Origin of the sequence: Leptospira yasudae (assembly GCF_003545925.1) — a bacterium.
GTDB lineage: Bacteria > Spirochaetota > Leptospiria > Leptospirales > Leptospiraceae > Leptospira > Leptospira yasudae.
In genome coordinates this window covers 238578-256642 of record NZ_QHCU01000002.1, presented here as the reverse complement: position 1 = coordinate 256642, position 18065 = coordinate 238578, and the positions used below count along the sequence as shown (strand labels likewise).

14 protein-coding genes are annotated in these 18065 nt (G+C 43.7%); 5 read left to right on the top strand and 9 right to left on the bottom strand.

From position 1 onward, the window contains the following. Window positions 1-17: 17 nt before the first annotated feature. The 4 genes from aroC to DLM76_RS06330 all read right to left on the bottom strand — a co-directional run bounded on the left by aroC (window position 18) and on the right by DLM76_RS06330 (window position 5372). Entirely contained in the window at window positions 18-1160 is a 1143-nt protein-coding gene (gene aroC / locus DLM76_RS06345) for a chorismate synthase (RefSeq protein ID WP_118954383.1), read from the bottom strand. Window positions 1161-1235: 75 nt separating this feature from the next. After that, window positions 1236-2729: an HD-GYP domain-containing protein gene (locus DLM76_RS06340; RefSeq protein ID WP_118954620.1), complete on the bottom strand. Its 1494-nt coding sequence runs from the start codon at window positions 2727-2729 to the stop codon at window positions 1236-1238. Between the two features lie 393 nt (window positions 2730-3122). Beyond that, window positions 3123-4592 (bottom strand): HD-GYP domain-containing protein, encoded by a 1470-nt coding sequence (locus DLM76_RS06335; protein ID WP_118964704.1) that lies wholly within the window; start codon window positions 4590-4592, stop codon window positions 3123-3125. 165 nt (window positions 4593-4757) lie between these two features. Next, complete coding sequence (locus DLM76_RS06330; RefSeq protein WP_118954385.1) at window positions 4758-5372, bottom strand: ACT domain-containing protein; 615 nt, start codon at window positions 5370-5372, stop codon at window positions 4758-4760. A gap of 182 nt (window positions 5373-5554) precedes the next feature. Between DLM76_RS06330 and DLM76_RS06325 the strand changes: the two genes are divergently transcribed. Together DLM76_RS06325 and DLM76_RS06320 are read left to right on the top strand one after the other, a co-directional pair. Beyond that, entirely contained in the window at window positions 5555-7384 is a 1830-nt protein-coding gene (locus tag DLM76_RS06325; protein WP_118964703.1) for an ABC transporter ATP-binding protein, read from the top strand. A 54-nt stretch (window positions 7385-7438) separates the two neighbouring features. After that, the gene (locus DLM76_RS06320) at window positions 7439-7837 is read left to right on the top strand and encodes an SET domain-containing protein (RefSeq protein ID WP_118964702.1); all 399 of its coding nucleotides are present in this window, start codon (window positions 7439-7441) and stop codon (window positions 7835-7837) included. Here the strand turns inward: DLM76_RS06320 and DLM76_RS06315 are convergent. Both DLM76_RS06315 and DLM76_RS06310 read right to left on the bottom strand, forming a co-directional pair. Continuing rightward, on the bottom strand, window positions 7826-9052 hold the full coding sequence (locus DLM76_RS06315; RefSeq protein WP_118964701.1) for a DUF3095 domain-containing protein: 1227 nt from the start codon (window positions 9050-9052) through the stop codon (window positions 7826-7828). The two genes, DLM76_RS06320 and DLM76_RS06315, sit on opposite strands and share 12 nt — an antisense overlap. A gap of 381 nt (window positions 9053-9433) precedes the next feature. Further along, on the bottom strand, window positions 9434-11476 hold the full coding sequence (locus DLM76_RS06310) for a sigma-54-dependent Fis family transcriptional regulator (protein ID WP_167450733.1): 2043 nt from the start codon (window positions 11474-11476) through the stop codon (window positions 9434-9436). Window positions 11477-11941: 465 nt separating this feature from the next. Between DLM76_RS06310 and DLM76_RS06305 the strand changes: the two genes are divergently transcribed. Genes DLM76_RS06305 through yihA form a run of 3 tightly spaced genes read left to right on the top strand, consistent with a single transcriptional unit; the run spans window position 11942 to window position 15815 of the window. After that, a complete protein-coding gene (locus DLM76_RS06305; protein ID WP_425528925.1) occupies window positions 11942-13825 on the top strand; it encodes a GAF domain-containing SpoIIE family protein phosphatase in 1884 nt (627 codons plus the stop codon). A gap of 20 nt (window positions 13826-13845) precedes the next feature. Next, complete coding sequence (tilS, locus tag DLM76_RS06300; protein ID WP_118964700.1) at window positions 13846-15150, top strand: tRNA lysidine(34) synthetase TilS; 1305 nt, start codon at window positions 13846-13848, stop codon at window positions 15148-15150. Continuing rightward, on the top strand, window positions 15150-15815 hold the full coding sequence (gene yihA / locus DLM76_RS06295; RefSeq protein WP_118954621.1) for a ribosome biogenesis GTP-binding protein YihA/YsxC: 666 nt from the start codon (window positions 15150-15152) through the stop codon (window positions 15813-15815). Before tilS ends, yihA begins: the two co-directional genes overlap by 1 nt. 6 nt (window positions 15816-15821) lie before the next feature. Here yihA and DLM76_RS06290 read toward each other — a convergent pair whose 3' ends face one another. The 3 genes from DLM76_RS06290 to DLM76_RS06280 all read right to left on the bottom strand — a co-directional run bounded on the left by DLM76_RS06290 (window position 15822) and on the right by DLM76_RS06280 (window position 18039). Next, window positions 15822-16508, bottom strand: coding sequence for a hypothetical protein (locus DLM76_RS06290; protein ID WP_118964699.1), 687 nt, complete (start codon window positions 16506-16508; stop codon window positions 15822-15824). A 113-nt stretch (window positions 16509-16621) separates the two neighbouring features. Continuing rightward, complete coding sequence (locus DLM76_RS06285) at window positions 16622-16972, bottom strand: PilZ domain-containing protein (protein ID WP_118964698.1); 351 nt, start codon at window positions 16970-16972, stop codon at window positions 16622-16624. A gap of 128 nt (window positions 16973-17100) precedes the next feature. Then, window positions 17101-18039 carry an MBL fold metallo-hydrolase gene (locus tag DLM76_RS06280; RefSeq protein ID WP_118964697.1) on the bottom strand — a complete coding sequence of 313 codons (939 nt, stop codon included), beginning with the start codon at window positions 18037-18039 and terminating at the stop codon, window positions 17101-17103. Between the last annotated feature and the right edge of the window lie 26 nt (window positions 18040-18065).

Sequence of the window (18065 nt, the reverse complement as noted above, 5' to 3'; positions counted from 1 at the left end):
GATTTTGAGACTGATTCTTAAAGCTCTAAGTCCTTGTAATAATCGGGAACTTGCGCCCACTTCTGAAACCACAAAGGGTTGATCGCTCTTTGATAGAGATACGCATCGACCAAAACCAAGTTGACCACAGCCTCGATGATTGGAACCGCTCTCGGAAGAACGCAAGGATCGTGACGGCCCTTTGCTTCCAGAGTGGTTTCCTCTCCTTTCAGAGTTACCGTATTCTGTTTTTTAAAAATCGTAGAAGTAGGTTTGAACGCCGCTCGGATAACGAGTTCTTCTCCGTTTGAAATTCCGCCCTGAAGACCGCCGGAGTTGTTCGTCTTGGTTCTCACTCTTCCGGTTTTTTCCTCCACGTAGAATTCATCGTTATGCGAGCTTCCGGTCAAAAGGGTTCCCGAAAATCCGGAACCGACTTCAAAACCTTTGCAAGCAGGAATGGAAAGAATCGCCTTTGCGAGATCTCCGTCTAATTTGTCATAAACGGGATCGCCCAGACCGGGAGGAAGGTTGTAAGACACGCACTTGATCGTTCCTCCGACGCTGTCCCCGGCTTCTTTCATCTTGAGAATTAAAGAACGCATTTCGTCGGCGCTGGCCGCGTCCGGACAACGTACTTCGTTTTGATCGACTTCTTCCCTGGACTTGGGATATTTTTCTCCTATCTTGGATTGAACCGTGCCGATGGAATCCACCCAGGCTACCGTTTCGATTCCTAAATCGTCTTTGAGTATCATTCTTGCGATCGCGGCTGCTGCGACACGACCGATCGTTTCGCGGACGGAAGAACGACCGCCGCCCACGTGAGCGCGAAAACCGTATTTCACCTGATAGGTGTAATCCGCATGAGAAGGTCGGAATGTAGTTCGTAAATTTTCGTAATCTTTGGAGATCGTGTTTTTGTTGTCCACGATCAAGGCGATCGGAGAACCGATCGTTTTTCCTTCAAAAACCCCCGATACGACTCGAACCGTATCGGTTTCGTCTCGAGGAGTTGTAAGATCGCTTTGGCCCGGTCTTCTTCGGTTTAGATCTTTTTGAATTTCTTCTAAGCGAATGGGAATTCCCGCAGGAACTCCTTCAACGACGACCCCGACGGATTCACCGTGGGATTCTCCAAACGTGCTGACTTTAAAAACTTTTCCCCAACTGGAAGGCATAATACCAAGAAAACAAGGTAAAGCCCAGGGATAAAGCGCGTTTCTAAAAGAATCCTTTGGTTTTCTTATGCGGACTTAAGCGACAGAACGCGGCGCCGTTCCCCGGAAACTCTGATCCACTTTTTCATAGAGGTTCGGTTCCAATTCCGGATCGATGATATAGATCACTCTTCTCGGGTCCATGCTGTTGTTCAAATCGAACACCGCTTTTCGTTTGTCTTGGCGGAAGGATTGCGGATCGTAACCTTCGATTTTGATTTTACCTTTATTCGTGATGATCGGGCGAATCGTTCCGATTCTTTCGAGAAGCGGTCTCGTCTGATGTCTGAAAATTTCCTTAATCACGCACGTTTCAAAGTGAACCTTTTTTTGAGAATCCATCGAAACGACGATGATATAATCGCCCGGGTTGAGAACGCTTCGGTTTTCACAAAGGCTCAGCGCCATCAAATCGAAAAAGTCCCGTACGATCTTTTCGTTATATGAGAAAAAGCTGTTGTTCAAAATCAACTTCATGGAAGTAAGAGCGTCGTACGCCGGACGCCAATCCTGATCCGAACTGAGCGAAGCGAATTCTCCGGAAATGGAAATGATTCCTGGATCCTCGTCCGTATACGAGTTGCTGAGAATATGGTGAATCTGTTTTTGAATGTCTTCGATAAGAATCTGTTTCGACTTATCGTCTTTGTATTTCTGGAGGTATTCGGTCAGCCTCCGGAGAATCACGTTGGAAGAAGGATAATTGTTGTTTAGACCTTCTCCCCGGAACGTTCTGTGGCTGTTGAGAACGGCGGCCTTGACGTCCGAATCGATTCCGTTGAGATTTCCGATCATCAAATAGCTGATAATCGGATGATTTTTGATATAATCGAATTCTTCGGGACGAAGATCGGGATGATTCGGAAGTTTCATTCTGGATTTTCCGATATCCACCATAAAGGAAGCGAGCATAACGTTTAACTGTTTCGTTTTTTGGATATCGTTATCGGTTTTGCTGAGCGCCTTCATCCCTCTGAGTTTCATAGCCATCGAAATCACGGTTCGTTTGGTCATCATTTCGGAATCCGCTTTAATACCCGCTTGCCGCATCACTTCGATAACGTTCACAAGACCGAGTTCCATATCCGAACTCGCCTTAAAGTCCACGAGAATATCGTCGATACCCTTTTGAACCAAACGAATATTATGGTTTGTTAATGGATAATGTTTGAGTTCTTCCAAAAGATCGGAAGCTTCTCGAGCGAGAGCCACCGTAAGATCGGAGTTTACGAGTTTCGTAAACGAAACTTCGCGGCCGTGAACGGAGTCGGGATTTTTCGGTTTTGCAAACTTATCCTTTTCCGAAATCAAAAAATAGATCCCTTGGCTTTCGAATTTCTGAAGTCTCGTTACATCCTCTTCGGATGCGTCCGATTTTTTATGGATCAAGATCTGACCGTTCTTGTTGTAAAAGTCCACGGGGATCTCGCTTTGACTGATGAAACTTTTAATCACGTCCGAGTTGAATTCGAATTTTTCCAGAAGGTCCCGATTTACAGTATGTGAGCTATTACTCATATTAGAATTCATTGGATAAATACCGTTATTTGCGTTTCGGAAAAGAATCACGTACCATAGAATCTTTTAGCAATCCTTTCTCCGTAATTGTACGGATAAGACTGGAAAAAAATTATTTACGAAACGTACATCTTAACTCAATTTCGGGACGATTCAAGAAAAAGTAATCAATAAATTATTTCATTAAGATAACCGAAGTGGATGTTAGCAAAAATTCTCGTCCACGCTCTTCGCGCTTAAGGAATAGATCATTCTTTAGTTAAATGGTTGGATATAACGGAGCCTTTGGTCAAAGCTTCGCATAGGGTATTCCACCCTATGCGCTTCCCGCGAGCAAACTAAAAGTAAAAGGAACCTACTTCGTCTTCGGTGGATTACGACGCATCGTTCGAGAAGGGGCGCACCTTATGCGGTTTCTTTCGGAATTTCGCCGGTTTGCTTGGATAACTCTTCGTAAAGACGCGCGTCCATATTCGGATCGAGGATATAGACGATTCTTCTCGGATCTTGATTCTTCTCCAAATTGAAGATCGCTTTCCTGCGGTCCAACTTTAACGAGCTCAGATCGAAACCGGAAATTCTCAATTTACCCATATTGCTGAAATTAGGCCGGATCGTCCCGACTCGTTCCAGCATAGGACGAATCTGCGTCCGATACATTTCACGAATAATACAAACTTCGAAAAAGACCTTTTGGTTGGAATCCTGAGTAACCACGATTACGAAATCACCTTCACGGATGAAGGGCTGATTGTTGCAGAGCGAAAGGCCGATATGATCGTAAAAATCGCGCAGAGTCTTTTCATTATATGCAAAAAAACTGTTATTCAAGATCAACTTCATCGCAACCAACGGATCGAACGGCTCTCTCCATTCCTGTCTCGTCGTGAGGGACGCGAATTCTCCCGCGATGGAAATCACTCCTATGTCCTCCATCGGCAGGTTGTTGGTGAGAATATTCCGAATTTGTTTTTGAATATCGCTTACTAAAACGGTTCTCTTCGGATCGTCCTTGTATTTGTCCTTATAAACGTTGAGTTTTTGAACGAGAGTCTTCGGCTGAGGATAGTTATTGTTCATTCCCTCGCCTTTATGCGGTCGATGGTGGTTTAGAACGAGAGTCTTGATGTTGTCGTCCAAATCCGGAAGATTCGCGACCATTAAATAGCTGATGATCGGATGGTTTTTGATGTATTCGAATTCTTCCGTTTTAAGATCCTTCTGAACCGGGATCTTCATCTGCGTATAACCGATATCGGCAAGATAGGACGACATCATCAGATTCATCTGATCCATCTTTTTCTGTTCCATATCGACTTTGGTAAAAGCCTTTCCCGCTCGTACTTTCATCGCCATGGAAATCACCGTACGTTTGGTGAGCATCTCGGAATCCATAGGAACGCCAGCGCTGCTCATGACTTCGATGATGTTGACCAGTCCGTTTTCCATATCGGGAGTCGATTTAAAATCCTCTAATATACCGTCGATGGATTTGTTGAGATGGCGGACTTGACTTCCGTTTAAAGGAAACTTCTTCAATTCGGATAGGAAGGTCGAAGCGTTCTTTGCAAGATCAACGGTCAATTCCGAGTTTACGAGTTTCGCAAAACTAACCTCGCGCCCGTTGACCGAATTCGGACCCGCGTTTTGTTTCCCGCCCGAAATTTTTTCGAATTCCGATTTGAGGAAGTAAATCCCCTGGCTTTCGAACTTTAATAATTTCGTAATGTCTTCGCCGTTGGCGCTTTCTTTTTTATGAATTAGGATCTGGCCGTTCTTATTGTAAAAATCAACCGGGATGACGCTGTTGATTTTAAAGTGCTGAATGATTTCTTCCGTGAAGTCGAATTTCTGTAAGTCTTTTTGAGCATCCATGAGAATAGTCGTATATTAGGGAATTTGGTTTGTAAGTTTTGAATGTTAACTAACGTAGAGTGAAATACCCGCTCAAGAATTCCATTCTTAATCCATTAAAAGGCGAGAATGGACAGTTTGCACCGAATATTTTATAGTTGAGACGAAAAAATTATTTTCCTAAGTTTATTTCCAGGAAGAATTCAAACTGATTTCGAGTATATTTCTGCTTATGCGATCTTCCAAAGAAGAACCGGCAAAGCCGGCTCCTTTTGCATCCGTTAGTATAAACGTGTCCAACGCACGATTTCCGGTACGATCCGTCCGAATTGTTGCGGAATGAATGTTAATTCCGTTTTCTTTGAGAACTCCGGTCACAAAATAGAGAAGGCCTTTCCGGTCCGGAGCTTCGAGCGTGAATTTCGTTTTCGTTCCGGATTCGATATCTTCAAATTCCAGTTTAGAATCCGCGCTGAGATGATACGTATTTCTAAGATCGATCTCGCTCGAATGATGAATGATTTCTTCCAAAGCGGAATCTTCCGTAAAAACCGAGGACATCAAAATCCCCAGTTTGGAAGCCTTAATTTTAGAATCGGTTTCGTCCGACTTTAACGTAAAAACGTCGTAACTGAAAAGTTGACCGTTTTCTTCGATCGTCTCGATATCCCCCGAAACGATTTCCCATCCCATGAAGAACATCGTTTTCACCATTTTGTGAAGAGTACCGGGAGCCGTTTCGGACGTTTTCAAAGTAACCGTGTAAAGCCCGTCGTTCTCTTTATAGTGAAAATGAACCATTCTTTCGACCTAGTTACAAAGATAATTGCCTGTTTCAAAAAAAACGACTCTTTTCCGGGGACATTCTGTCTCCTTACTTACGAAAAATTCTTGCCTCGGAATTTCCGGGAAAAACAGTCAAAGTAGAGTGGAAATGAAAGATATTTGCCGAAAATAAAAGGACAATAATTTTCCCGAACGGTATGAAAAGACCCCTCGAGTACAACCCGGAACTGATCCAAAAGTCCGATCCTTTGCCCCTGGAAAAGGAGAAGGGCTCGGCTAAAAAATGGAAGGCTCCGAATCCGAAAAAGGAAAAACCTAGTTCGGAAACGGAAGGCGCTCCGGGCCTTCTCATATTCGGTCTATTCCGTTTTGTTAAGAAGTACAAGGGAAGAATTTTCGTTATCATCGGACTTCTTTGTTTCGAAATCGGATTTTATGCGAGTATCCCTTTCAGTTTTAAATATCTGATCGACGAAGCTCTGATCAATCGAAATCAAAGCGCACTCTATTGGATCGGCGCATATCTCGCGATCGGAACGATCACCTTCGCTATTCTCGGAACCGTACGCGATTATCTTTATAACTGGGCTTCCGCGAGAATCATCCAAGACCTTCGTTTACAGATGTACGAACATTTGGATCGGTTGAGTTTGGATTTTTTCTCGAATAATAAACTGGGAGATATTCTTTCCCGATTTTTCAACGACCTTGCCTCTTTGGAACACGCGCTTCTTGCGTTTATACCTTGGGGACTCGGGCCTTTGCTGGAAGCGATCTTCGGAACCATTCTTCTTTTTCTTTTGGATTGGAAGTTGGCGCTCATTGCGTTGTTGATTTGGCCGATCAGCTTTTTAGGTCCCGGATTCTTATCCAGAAAATCGACCGAGATCAGCTACACTAGAAAATTAGAAGAAGCGCAAGTACTCAGTTTGGTGGAAGAATCCATCTCCGCGCAAAACCTGATCCGCGCATACGACCTCGGGGATTATTTCTTCACTCGGTTTAAGAACAACTGCGAGAAGTTATTTCAAGTTTCTTTGCGACTCGGTTTGACGAATTCGTATTTGGAACGATCCGCCGGTTCGGGAATTCTTTTGCTACAGGGAATTCTGTTGCTCGTGGGAACAACATTCGCATATCATAATGCGCTTAGCATCGGGACCTTGGCTGCGTTTTTACCGCCTTTCCTGAATTTGAGTTATTCTTTATTGTATCTTTCGCAATATCTTCCCGCGTTGAACCACGCGAGCGGTTCGGCAAAACGAATCTTAGAATTGCTGCGCGCTCCCGTATTCGAATCCGACCCGGAAGAATCTTCGATTCCCGAATTGAAGGAAGCGATCCATTTCGAGAATGTTCATTTCCGTTACAAAGGACGCTCTAAGAATTTAAGCGATATTTCTCTTACGATTCCGAAGGGAAGTTATACCGCAATCGTGGGCGGTTCCGGCGTGGGAAAGAGCACGTTCATCAAACTTCTTTTGGGAATGGTCCAGCCGAATGAAGGAAGAATTTTGTTCGACGGAACGGATTTGAATTCTTTGTCCAGAAGTTCGGTTCGATCGCTTGTGGGAGTCGTGTTCCAAGAAACGTTTCTTTTTAATACGACCATCTTCGAGAACATCCGTATCGGTAAACCGAGCGCGACATTGGAAGAAGTGATCGAAGCCGCCAAACGGGCGGAGATCCATGAGATGATTCTTTCCCTGCCGATGGGTTACGAAACGAACGCGGGTGATCGCGGCACCAAGCTTTCCGGCGGAGAAAGACAAAGAATCGCGATCGCAAGGGCGTTCCTTAGAAATCCGCAGATTCTTCTTTTGGATGAAGCTACTTCCTCCTTGGATCCGGTCACCGAAGCGAGAATCATGAAAACTCTTTCGCTGTTGCGCGAGGGAAGAACCGTGATTTCCGTTACGCACAGACTTTCCACGATTCGAGAAGCGGATCAAGTCTTTCAAATGCGCAACGGTAAGCTGGAAAGATTTTCCGTTCCCGAGCCGGAACAACAAGCGATGGTTCTCTAAGGAATTTCGTTTCTTACTTGCAATTTTTTTCCCGGCTAATTTACATTCTTTCCAATGCTCTTAGTTCCCACATACATCGACAATTCTCCGATCGGAGGCTTCGGTCTCTTTGCCGGACGTGATATTCAAAAAGGAGAATTGATTTGGAAATATCATCCGAAGACGGTCTGGGTTCTAACCGATCAAGAGCTGAATTCTCTTCCTCCTTCCGTTCAAGAAATGTTCCGCACGTATTCGTATCAAACGAACGGCAATTGGTATTATTGTTCCGATAATTCGAAGTTTATGAACCACAGCGACGATCCGAATACGAAAGAGGATTTTACGGGCGATGAAACGAACCCGATGGGACAGGACAGCGCGACTCGATTGATTCTCAAAGGAGAAGAGCTGACCTGCAATTACAAACTCTTCGACGATAACTGGACGATCAAACTCGGATCAGCTTCTTGAATTTTTGATCTGCTCTTTGAGTTGAACGGCGGCAAGAGCGTAACCTCCGTCCGCCGAATCTACGAAATGCACTTCTCGAACCGATCCTTCGTGTAAAGCGCAGGTCATCAATGCACGATCCGAAACGTGAAACCCGTAGAATAGTTTTCCTTCCCGATGCAGATCTTCCAAAAATTTCAAAAATAATTCTCTGGAATTCGAATCGCATGCGACCACCATCTTCAAGGTTCCGTCGTATTTGCGGAAATCGGACGCAATCACTTGCGATTTTCTTAATTCTCTTAGTTCCATTCCGTTGACTTTCGGACCGAACTTCCATTGCGTGTTGATAGCGAGGTTCACCGCAAATCCTTCGATCTTAATCTTCAGCATTCTTAAGAAATGGAAAAAGCCTTTCCGGTTTCCGGCGTGAACCGTCGCTTCCTTATCAAAATACTTTCCGGAAAAGTCCACCTTGATGTCCTCTTCCTTTAAAGGATGAATCTCCGAGTCGTTCCCCAAAAGAACATTTATTTTATCTAATATGATTTTCAACAATTCCTGATCGCCCGCAACCGTGGGTGAATTCGTTTTAATGATGAAGGAAACCGTTTCCCCTCTGTGGCTAGGAATATCCTGCCAACGGCATGTGAAACCCGTAAAGTCCGGTTTGATTTTCGTTTTATGACCGAGAGGAATGATATAAGGATTCGTGGAATCGTCGTTCTTTACGAAACGTTCGGCGGCTTCCAATGCGTTTCCGGTCAAGATCGCCTGATTGTAAAAATCGGAGATCTTTAGTTTACAAAGTTTTAATTCTTTTCCGTTTCTTTTTAACTCGCCTACGTTTACGATTCCGGCTCTGAGTTTTAATCCGAAATTGTTTTTAACCAACTCACGGATCGAAAAAAGAATATCTTTTACCCCCGGAAGAACGCTATCCGGAAGAAGAAGAGTCATTCCGTCCCCTCCGAATAAAAACGGATAATCCATATCCCCCATCAGATTCGAAACCGCCATTGCCGTAACGCCGCCCGCAATGTTTACGTCCTTGTAGTTTCCGTTGCGGATCGCATCGGTGGAATTCACGACATCGGTGATCACAAGATTCCAATCGTCGGGAACGGTGAAATAATTCGAAGGTTCTATGATTTCCTGAAAGGAAGACAGCGCAGGAAGATATTTGTAAAAGTTGTGAGTATTGAGAGTTTGTTTTTTATCCGCAGTTTCGATCATCTAGTTCACCTAATCGGGTTTATATTTTTTAGAAAAAAGTATTTTGAAAACGATCTTCGATCGATCAAAAAATGGAAAGGAAGAATGTCGAAAATTCGATCTGGTTCGAGCTGCATTCCATGGACCGAAATACTATTCTTAGACGTTTTTGAAGAATTTCATACTTATTTTTTGTCGTAGAAGAAAGGTAGAGCAGAGCGACATAAACCTATCAAAGCTCCGACAAATCTTCCGTAAAACAAAGGCGGCCCCCACCCGAATTGGGTGGTGGTGGCGGGCTTCGTGGGAAATATTCGAACAAATTTTCCTATAACAGAAAATCCCCGGAAGTCGCCCAGAATCTTGTCTTCTTGTCGGAACTCGACGGTTTTTAACGAAGGTTCAATAATCGATCTTCAGATCCTTGATCTTCTTATCCAAAGTATTTCGGTTGATTCCCAAAAACTTTGCCACTCTGGTTTTCGTATATTTGAACTTCTTCATCGCGTATTTGATCAAACGTGCTTCCACTTCCCCAACCACGACTTCGATCGCTCTTCCGTCCAAAGCGTCCAAATGCGAAGAAGAGAATCGTGAGTTCGCGATTTCGACCGACGTTTCGGAATCGCCCGATTCAGGATCGAATTCCTCGTCACCGTAAAGAAGTCGTCCATTGATTTCGGAAAAGTCCTGAATGTCGAGCATCTCCAATTGAGAAAGAACCACCGCACGTTCGATCACGTTTTCCAGTTCCCGAACGTTACCCGGCCAACTGTAGTTCATCAAAAGTTTATGCGCTTCTCTCGTGATTCCGGTGATCTTTTTACCGTTCTCTTCCGCATATTTCGCGATGAAGTGATTGATCAAAAGAGGAATATCATCGGCCCTTTCACGAAGAGGCGGAGTCACCATATTGACTACATTGAGTCTGTAAAAAAGATCCGGTCTGAATTTTTTCTCGGTGATCAACTCTTCCAAATTCGCATTCGTAGCGGCGATAATTCTTACGTCGATCTTCTTCGGTTTAACGGAACCCACCGCTTCGATTTCCTTTTCCTGAAGAACCCGCAAAAGCTTGGACTGAAGATTCAGATCCATCTCACCGATCTCGTCCAGAAAGATCGTTCCCGTATCGGCCATCTCGAACTTTCCTTTTTTGTCGGCAACGGCTCCGGTAAAGGAACCTTTCTTGTGACCGAAAAGTTCGCTTTCCAGTAAGTTCTCCGGAATCGCAGCGCAGTTGATCTTGATAAACGGCTTATCGGCGCGGGAAGAATTGTAATGAATCGCGGACGCGATCATCTCCTTACCGGTACCGGATTCTCCCGTGATTAAAACAGAAGCACGGGAATCGGAAACCAGATGAATCATCTCGAAAAGTTTTTCCATCGGTTTGGATTTACCGATCAACGAACCGAACTTGTATTTATTCTTCAATTCGCGTTTGAGAAGAACGTTTTCTCTCGAGATTTCCCTCTTTTCTTCGTCGATCAGCTTTTGAATCCGGATCGCCTGATAGATCACCGAAGCGACTACTTGTAAAAAGTCTAAATAAGTTTTTAAATCTATGTATTTCTTATGAACGAAGTAAACGCTTACGACCCCCAGAACGTCCGTATCCGATTTGATCGGCGCCGCGAGAAAGCTAACGTTCTCCGGATTGTTCTTAAAGTGCGCGGCGTTTCCGACGCGGTTCAAAAAGTTTTCGTCGTTCGCGATCGATTCCACGATGATCGGTTCGCCCGTTTCAAAAACCTTGCCGGTGATTCCTTCTCCGGGAAGATAAACGCCCTTCTCCATTTCTTCGGCGGTCAAACCGGAAGCGGCTTCCAGTTTTAAAATCGCCTTTTCGGGTTCGAAAAGAACGATACTTCCCCTTTCCAAGTTCAGGGATTTTTCAAGTCGATCCATAATGTCTTCGAAAATTTCCTGAAGAACCAAAGTGGAAGTCACGGTTCTGGAAATATCGATCAACACCTGTTGAATTTTATTCTTCTGTTCAAGTTGTCTGAAAATCTGTAGGTTCTTGAAAATCTGCGCGGCCTGATTGGCAAGCGTTGAAATGATTTCCAAGTGTTCATCGTTGAAGGCGCCTTTCCGGCTCGAATCCAAGGAGATCACCCCGATCACGACGTCTTCCACAATCATCGGAACCGCGAGTTCGGACATGATATCGTCCTTAATGGAAATATAATGCGGGTTCGCAGTTACGTCACTGACGATCATCCCTTCTCCGGAAGCGGCCACGATTCCGGTAATTCCTTCCCCAACCTTGAGTTTTACTTTCGTACGGATCGATGGATTCATTCCCCGGAAGGTAACGATATCCAAAACATTTTCTTTCTCGTTGATCAGCATCAGAGAGCCCGAACCAACTTCGCAAATCTGAATACAACGCTCTAGAATCAAATCCAGAAGTTTATCCGGATCTAACGTTGAATTCATAGCGGTTGCAACTTCTTGTATAGATCTTAATGGACTTGGCTTCACATATCCTGACATGCTTAAAATTTTTGCGATTTGATACTTTTGGGGTCAATCTAATTTTTATTTTTCGCTTATTTTTGGAACGTTTTTTTAAGAAGTGCTGATAATCATTTATACCTATCAAATCCGTACCTATGACGGATTTGATTTCATAAGATTCCGTCCCTTGCTGAATTTGGCCTTTCTGTATGGAAAGAAGTGAATTTTAAAGAAAATCCTAAATAATTTTGTATCAGTACAAACCATATTCTTTATAATTTTACGCGTATGACCTGTGCATTCTGCTCAGAATTTAAAACTCCGGACGGAATGTTTCATGGGGGTCGTTTTTTTTGCAGATCCTGCGGCCGAGAATGGATTTTAGAAAAAAGGAAGAATCCAAGACTGCAACCCCCAACGGATACGAGATTCAGCAACGAGGTTTTGCTCGAATTTCTTTCTCTTTTCAATACGAGTCCGAATCTAAATCACCTGTTGGAAAGTTTTACTTCTCTCGCCTTTTACAAACTCGGAATTCCGGGCGTGAGCGTGATGATTTACGAACCGAAGCTGGATCGTATGACCGTGATGTCGGTCAAGAATCAGAAAACTTCCCTCTCCAAAGTCGCTCTTCATTTCGAAATCAAAAAGGGAGAAGACAACGGAGCTTTGACCGAATGTATCGAAAACTGCAGATCGATTTATTACCGGTTCGCCGATCAAAAACACAAACACTTCAAACAATACGCGCGGCTGAACCGAACTGTCGCTTCTCTTGCGATTCCGATCCATCTCAACGGAGAAGTTTTAGGAATCATCTCCGTCGATTATAAAACGGACGATCCCGAGAAAGCGGAGAATGACCGGTATTTTCTGGAATTGATCGCGGCTCAGTTCGCCGTCACTTTAAAGAACCGAATCTTATTCGAGGTCTCGCAAACTCAATCCCGCAATTTTCGATCGCTCCATTCCGCGGCGCTGCGACTCTCCTCTTTAGGATTCAAATACAAGGTGGAAATTTTTCGCGTCATCCTTTTGTCTTTGACCGAGTTTTCGGAAAACGATCTTTATTCTCTCTTCGAATGGAACAAAGACAATCATACTTTGTTCGGTCATTTTCTTACGGGGAATATTACGAGTCCTGAAATTAGAATGGATGTCGATTTAGCAAGACAATCCACGTTTAAGGTCCGTATCCAAACGACTTCTGAAGAAAAAGAATCGGCTGAAGCGCTCAAAAAAAGAATCACAAGAAAAGAATTGGAACCGATTCCCGGAGAAATGTCCCTTCCTATGGATCGATACGAATTCTTTCTCAAAGAGGTTTTCGAACTTACCGAATCCAAACTCGCCCTATCCTCCGACTTTCCCGAACTCGAAAAATTCGGAATGTGGGGATTGAATCTCGCAATTCTTCCCGTGGTTCATACGGACAAATCGGACATCGTAGTCATTCTCGGAAAAAGAAAAGGACTTCAATTCAACGCTGAAGAATTAGAAGTTTTGAATGCGTTTTCGATTCAAGCGGGAATCTCGATCCAAAACTATCACCTCTTCGATCAAAGGGCGCAAAAGGAAAGACTTGATAAGGAAATCGAAATCGCGAAGGAACTCCAGAGATCGCTTCTTCCCCGCAAAATGCCCGAACATCCCGGATACGAATTCGCGGGAACGATGGTAACCGCCAGAGGAGTCGGAGGGGATTACTACGATTTTATAACCGACCCGTTTAACACAGAAACGGTGATCTGTATCGGCGACGTAAGCGGCAAGGGAGTTCCTGCGGGAATCGTCATGGCAACCGTAAGAACCATAATCCATTCTCTCGTTCGAAAAAAAGTAAGTCCTTGGGATATCGTCAATACGGTAAACACTTATATCTTTCAGAATTACAACGATTCCCCTTCCCCCCGATTCATGTCGATGACCGTCATCAAATGGGAAATGAACCGAAACGACTTTGCGTTCAGCGGCGCCGGGCAAGGAAATCTATATCTCTATCGCGCGGCCTCCAAAAAAATCGAAGAGATTGCGACGGGCGGTATCATATTGGGAATCGATCCGGACGTTTCCAAATTCGAAAATCTAAACCAATTTAGAATGCAGCCGGGCGATCTTTTAATCATGTGTACGGACGGAGTTTTAGAAGCTTCCGATCGGGACGGAATCCAGTTCGAAGCGGAACGATTTAAGAATTCCATTCTCCGTTTTCAAACCGAACCTTTGCAGGCGATGTTGGATGGAATCGTTTCCGAGATCCGTAAATTTACGGGAAACCAAGAACAGATGGACGATATTACTCTTGCAGCAATCCGGAGGATCCGTTAAACCTGCATTTGCGAATTGCCATGAGAGATAAGATCTCCGAATCCACTCGAAAAATTTTTGAAACCGTATGGGAAAGAATTCTTCCCTTTCAAGAAATGATTCTGTCCCGCCCCGCAATTCTTTCGTATTCCGGCGGAAAGGATTCTTCCCTTTTACTTCATTTTTACTTTTGGCTTTGGGTCGAAAAAAAAATTCCCGCACCTTGCATCTATCATTTGGATCATTCGATCCGTTTCAATCTGGAACAGGAAAAACGAATTCTTGAATATGCGGAAACCACTTTTCCGTTTCCGAGAATCTTTAAAAAAAAAAACGTTCCTCTCTTATCGCGTAAGTTAGGAAAGACGCTCGAAGAAACCGGAAGGGCTTTTCGTTATAAGGATCTGAAACGAATTTCGGATCGTTACGAAGGTTATATCGTTACCGGCCACCATTCGAACGACTATTTGGAAACGATTCTGTTGAATCTGATCCGCGGAGGCGGTTGGAGTTCCTTGCGCACCTTGGGTTGGTACGAGAAGAATCGATTCAGACCTCTATTCGCGTTTACGAAAGAAGAAATCAAAACCGTGTTACGAACGGAATTTTGGCCCGTGTTCGAGGACGAATCCAATCAAAGCAACGAATATCTTAGAAACAGAATTCGGAACGATATCGTTCCGTTATTGTTAAGCGAAGGAGCCGATCCGGATCGGATTTATAAGAACTTTCATCGGATGGAAAAACCTGCGGCGAAACTTTTTCCGAAAGAAGCCGAAACAAGTCCGCAAAAGATTCCTTCTTTTTTGAAAATCGATATCTGGGTTTTAAACGATCTTTCACAAAGAGAAAGAAAATTTTTCATCGACCGTTATCTGCGTTCGTTGGATCTACATCCGATCACTCGAAATTTTTTCGAGGATCTTACTCATTGTCTTCAACGGGAGAATTCTTTCGGAATCGAAAATAAGGAAGCGTGGTTTTGGAAATCTACTTCCTCCGATTTGTATATCATTCCTAAAAATTCGTTAGCGTTAAAGGAATTCCGATTCGAGCCGAAAGAGATGATTCTCCGATGGAACGGAAATCAGAAAAAGATTCCTCCCGGATTGATTCCCGATTTATGCCCTCCCGGGGCCAAAATTCGCAAAAACGGGATGAGTATAGAAATTTCAGAAATTTTTAGACAGAAAGAGATTCCCGTTCCGGTTAGAAAAATGCTACCCATTCTTTACGGGGAAGGGAAAGTTGATGTGATCTGTCTGAGTCTTTGGGATACTAGGATAAGCGATATCGTAGCAGACAGAGAAGTTGAGATTTTACCTGACCTTCTGGAGCCCGGATGATGAGTGAGGATCCTCAAAAAAAGGACGAACCATTCTTCAAAGACGTAGAATTCAGCGCGTCTTACGGAGAAGCGAACAAGATTCCCGCCAAAGGGGTTCCGCAAATCGCGTTCGCAGGCCGTTCCAACGCGGGCAAATCTTCTTTGCTCAACGCGATTCTTGAAAGAAAATCCCTCGCAAAAGTTTCTTCCACTCCCGGTAAAACAAAATTACTGAATTTCTTTTTCGTAAATCATTCCGTTTATCTTGTCGACTTACCCGGGTTCGGTTATTCCGCAAACTCCCACAAAGATCACGAAGCGATGATGGATCTTTTGATGGATTATCTGAATCTCGCAAAAGATCTAAAATGTTTGTTCTTGGTTTGTGATTCGCAAAGAGAACTTCCCGAAGAGGAGCTGGAATTAATCGGAACTTGTTTTGAACGGAACATCAAACCCGTTTTAGTAAGAACGAAGATCGATAAACTCAATCAAAGCGATCTTTCCAAACTAAGAAAGAAAATGAAGAATATTCACGAATTATATCCGATGCTCGAAACGGTTCTTGTATCGAATAAGTCCGGAAAGGGTTTGCTCGAACTGAGAAAAATCGTGGATTCTTTGATTAGTGCGGTCGGAACTACGTCGGAAAGTTATACGGAACGGATCGAGGAAATCTCTTAAATAAAATCAGGCCTTCGCGTCGAAAAGGTTTCCGAGTTTATCGGAAGAATTCGCATTCAAAATTCGTAAACTCATTTGAGTTTGTTTATCCACCAACTCCTGGAACGTCTCCATCGTATCCTCTAAAATCGACTTCAATTTTTCCTGATTGAGCGCCATTTCGAGTTTTCTTTTTCTTTCTTCTAGTTCCGTTTTACGGGTGGAATCGAAGTCTTTTTCTTGTTCGGCGCCTTGATTCTCCGTTTCAAACGTCTTGAGTTCGGATTCGATTCTGCGGATTTCGGAAAGAATCTGTTTTTCCTTATCTTCCAAACGAGTCTTGGAAGCGTCGGCTTTTTCTTCTTTCTGAACGGCGTCCTTTTCCTCCGGTGATTCTTCCTGAGGTGGGGAGATTTCGTTTTTCCGGGGAGTTTCTTCGGACTTCTTTGCGGTGACCGCCTGAGTTTCACCGGAAACCGCGACGAGTTTTCCGTTTCGAAATTCGTAATGGATCTTCATATCCAACGAACGAATTTCAGCCCGGTCTCTCATCGCTTCGGAGCGAAATTCGGCTACGTGACCGAGTTCGTGCGAGATTACGTGAAGAACGGAAGTGGACGCGGGAGAACTTTCGAGTTGTCCGTGACCGATATAATGCAAAGATTCATCTCGGGGAATTCCGAGCTGCATTCTATGTTCTCCGCCGATTCTCATTCTACTACTAGTGTCGGCTTGTACATACCTAAGTTAAGGGTAGTATATAAAATATTTCTAAAATCGTTTCGATTCTTCGGAAAAAATAGATAAAGAAATCGTAATAAACCCGTTTAATCCGTACAAGCGATCTTGTTTAAAATTTCAACGATGGCAGCATCCGAAAGATCGTGAAATACGAGTCCGTATTTATACTTCTCTTGAATCAAATCCCTTCGGATAATATCCGCTTCGATTTCTACGGAAAGTATTGGAGACATAAATCTAATGCGTTCACCGAGAAGAATTTCTTCCCTAGAACTGATCGAAGCTCCAATCATACTTATGTCTTCGAGATTTCCCAATATCTCATTCTTACCAAGAACCATCTTCACTAGGTTGTTCTTCCGAAAACGTTTATAAAAACGTTTATCATCCAACGCATCGCTCGCATTCTTTTTTTGTTGTCCCATCTCTGTGTGCATAGCCGATCCAGCATAACTCAAATAAAATGAAAGAAAAGAAAATTTTTACGAAAGTGCCGAATAACACAGTCTAATTCTCTTTAGAAGAATTCTTAAATACGAAACGATCTAAAAAAACCGGAAAGTCTTTAGAGAGAAAACGAATCGTTTTCTCGTCCCAACAAAACTTGCATCTTAACGGAAGCGCCCGATTCCTGATGAAAGATTCTAAGAATGTCTTCGTCTTTGTGATCGGGTTCATGATGCGTAAGCACCAAGCGTTCCACTTCCAAAATTTCTCCGCAGCGAACGGCGACTTTTCCGGAAGTATGACCCCAACCCACTTTTTTTTCAGCTTCTTCAGAGCTGTATTGAGCGTCTATAATTAACATGTCCGTCCTGCCGAAGGACTTTTTGAGATCTTGAAATTCTTCCAAGTCAGGTTCTTGAACTTCCACATCCGTGCAGAATAGAAAACTCTTACCATCCTCTTCGAATCGAAATCCGGTGCAATTCCCCGGATGTCTCAAAAGAAACGGAGTGATTCGAACGGCGCCGATCTGAGCGCTTTGATTCTTTTCGAGAAGATGAAACGTTTTTTTGGACATCATCCCCGAGAGAGGAAGAGGAAAATTTTCCTCATTCTGTTGTCTTTCGAAGCGTTCCTGAAGATTGGGGATGGTAGAATAAAAGTGGATGTCGACGCCGGGAAAATATGCGGGTTTAAAGAACATCCAACCTTGGATGTGATCCCAGTGTGTGTGAGTGATCAGGATATGAATCTTATCTCCGGGCTTCAATCCTTCCGCAAGGAGATCGTTACCCAATTGACGGATTCCGGAACCGCAATCGATGATATAACGATCTCCGGATCGAGCTTGGATATAAACGCATGTGGTGTTTCCCCCCACGGTGCGTGATAAAGACGGATCGAGTGAATTTAGGAACTCTTCCTCTGAAAACTTTCCGTTTTGCTGTTTGATTGCAGTATGGGCCGCTTTCAGAATTTTGAGGATTTTTTCCCTGTATTCCGATTCGCTCAGTGGGGTGGGGAGTGAACCCCGTACGCCGTATAGTTTTACTTTCACTGTATTATATTAGACAAACAAAATGT

What these genes read in the sequence shown, in the direction of transcription:
- aroC (WP_118954383.1), bottom strand. Translation starts at nt 1,160, where the DNA reads ATGCCTTCCAGTTGGGGAAAAGTTTTTAAAGTCAGCACGTTTGGAGAA.
- DLM76_RS06340 (WP_118954620.1), bottom strand. Translation starts at nt 2,729, where the DNA reads ATGAATTCTAATATGAGTAATAGCTCACATACTGTAAATCGGGACCTT.
- DLM76_RS06335 (WP_118964704.1), bottom strand. Translation starts at nt 4,592, where the DNA reads ATGGATGCTCAAAAAGACTTACAGAAATTCGACTTCACGGAAGAAATC.
- DLM76_RS06330 (WP_118954385.1), bottom strand. Translation starts at nt 5,372, where the DNA reads ATGGTTCATTTTCACTATAAAGAGAACGACGGGCTTTACACGGTTACT.
- DLM76_RS06325 (WP_118964703.1), top strand. Translation starts at nt 5,555, where the DNA reads ATGAAAAGACCCCTCGAGTACAACCCGGAACTGATCCAAAAGTCCGAT.
- DLM76_RS06320 (WP_118964702.1), top strand. Translation starts at nt 7,439, where the DNA reads ATGCTCTTAGTTCCCACATACATCGACAATTCTCCGATCGGAGGCTTC.
- DLM76_RS06315 (WP_118964701.1), bottom strand. Translation starts at nt 9,052, where the DNA reads ATGATCGAAACTGCGGATAAAAAACAAACTCTCAATACTCACAACTTT.
- DLM76_RS06310 (WP_167450733.1), bottom strand. Translation starts at nt 11,476, where the DNA reads ATGAATTCAACGTTAGATCCGGATAAACTTCTGGATTTGATTCTAGAG.
- tilS (WP_118964700.1), top strand. Translation starts at nt 13,846, where the DNA reads ATGAGAGATAAGATCTCCGAATCCACTCGAAAAATTTTTGAAACCGTA.
- yihA (WP_118954621.1), top strand. Translation starts at nt 15,150, where the DNA reads ATGAGTGAGGATCCTCAAAAAAAGGACGAACCATTCTTCAAAGACGTA.
- DLM76_RS06290 (WP_118964699.1), bottom strand. Translation starts at nt 16,508, where the DNA reads ATGAGAATCGGCGGAGAACATAGAATGCAGCTCGGAATTCCCCGAGAT.
- DLM76_RS06285 (WP_118964698.1), bottom strand. Translation starts at nt 16,972, where the DNA reads ATGCACACAGAGATGGGACAACAAAAAAAGAATGCGAGCGATGCGTTG.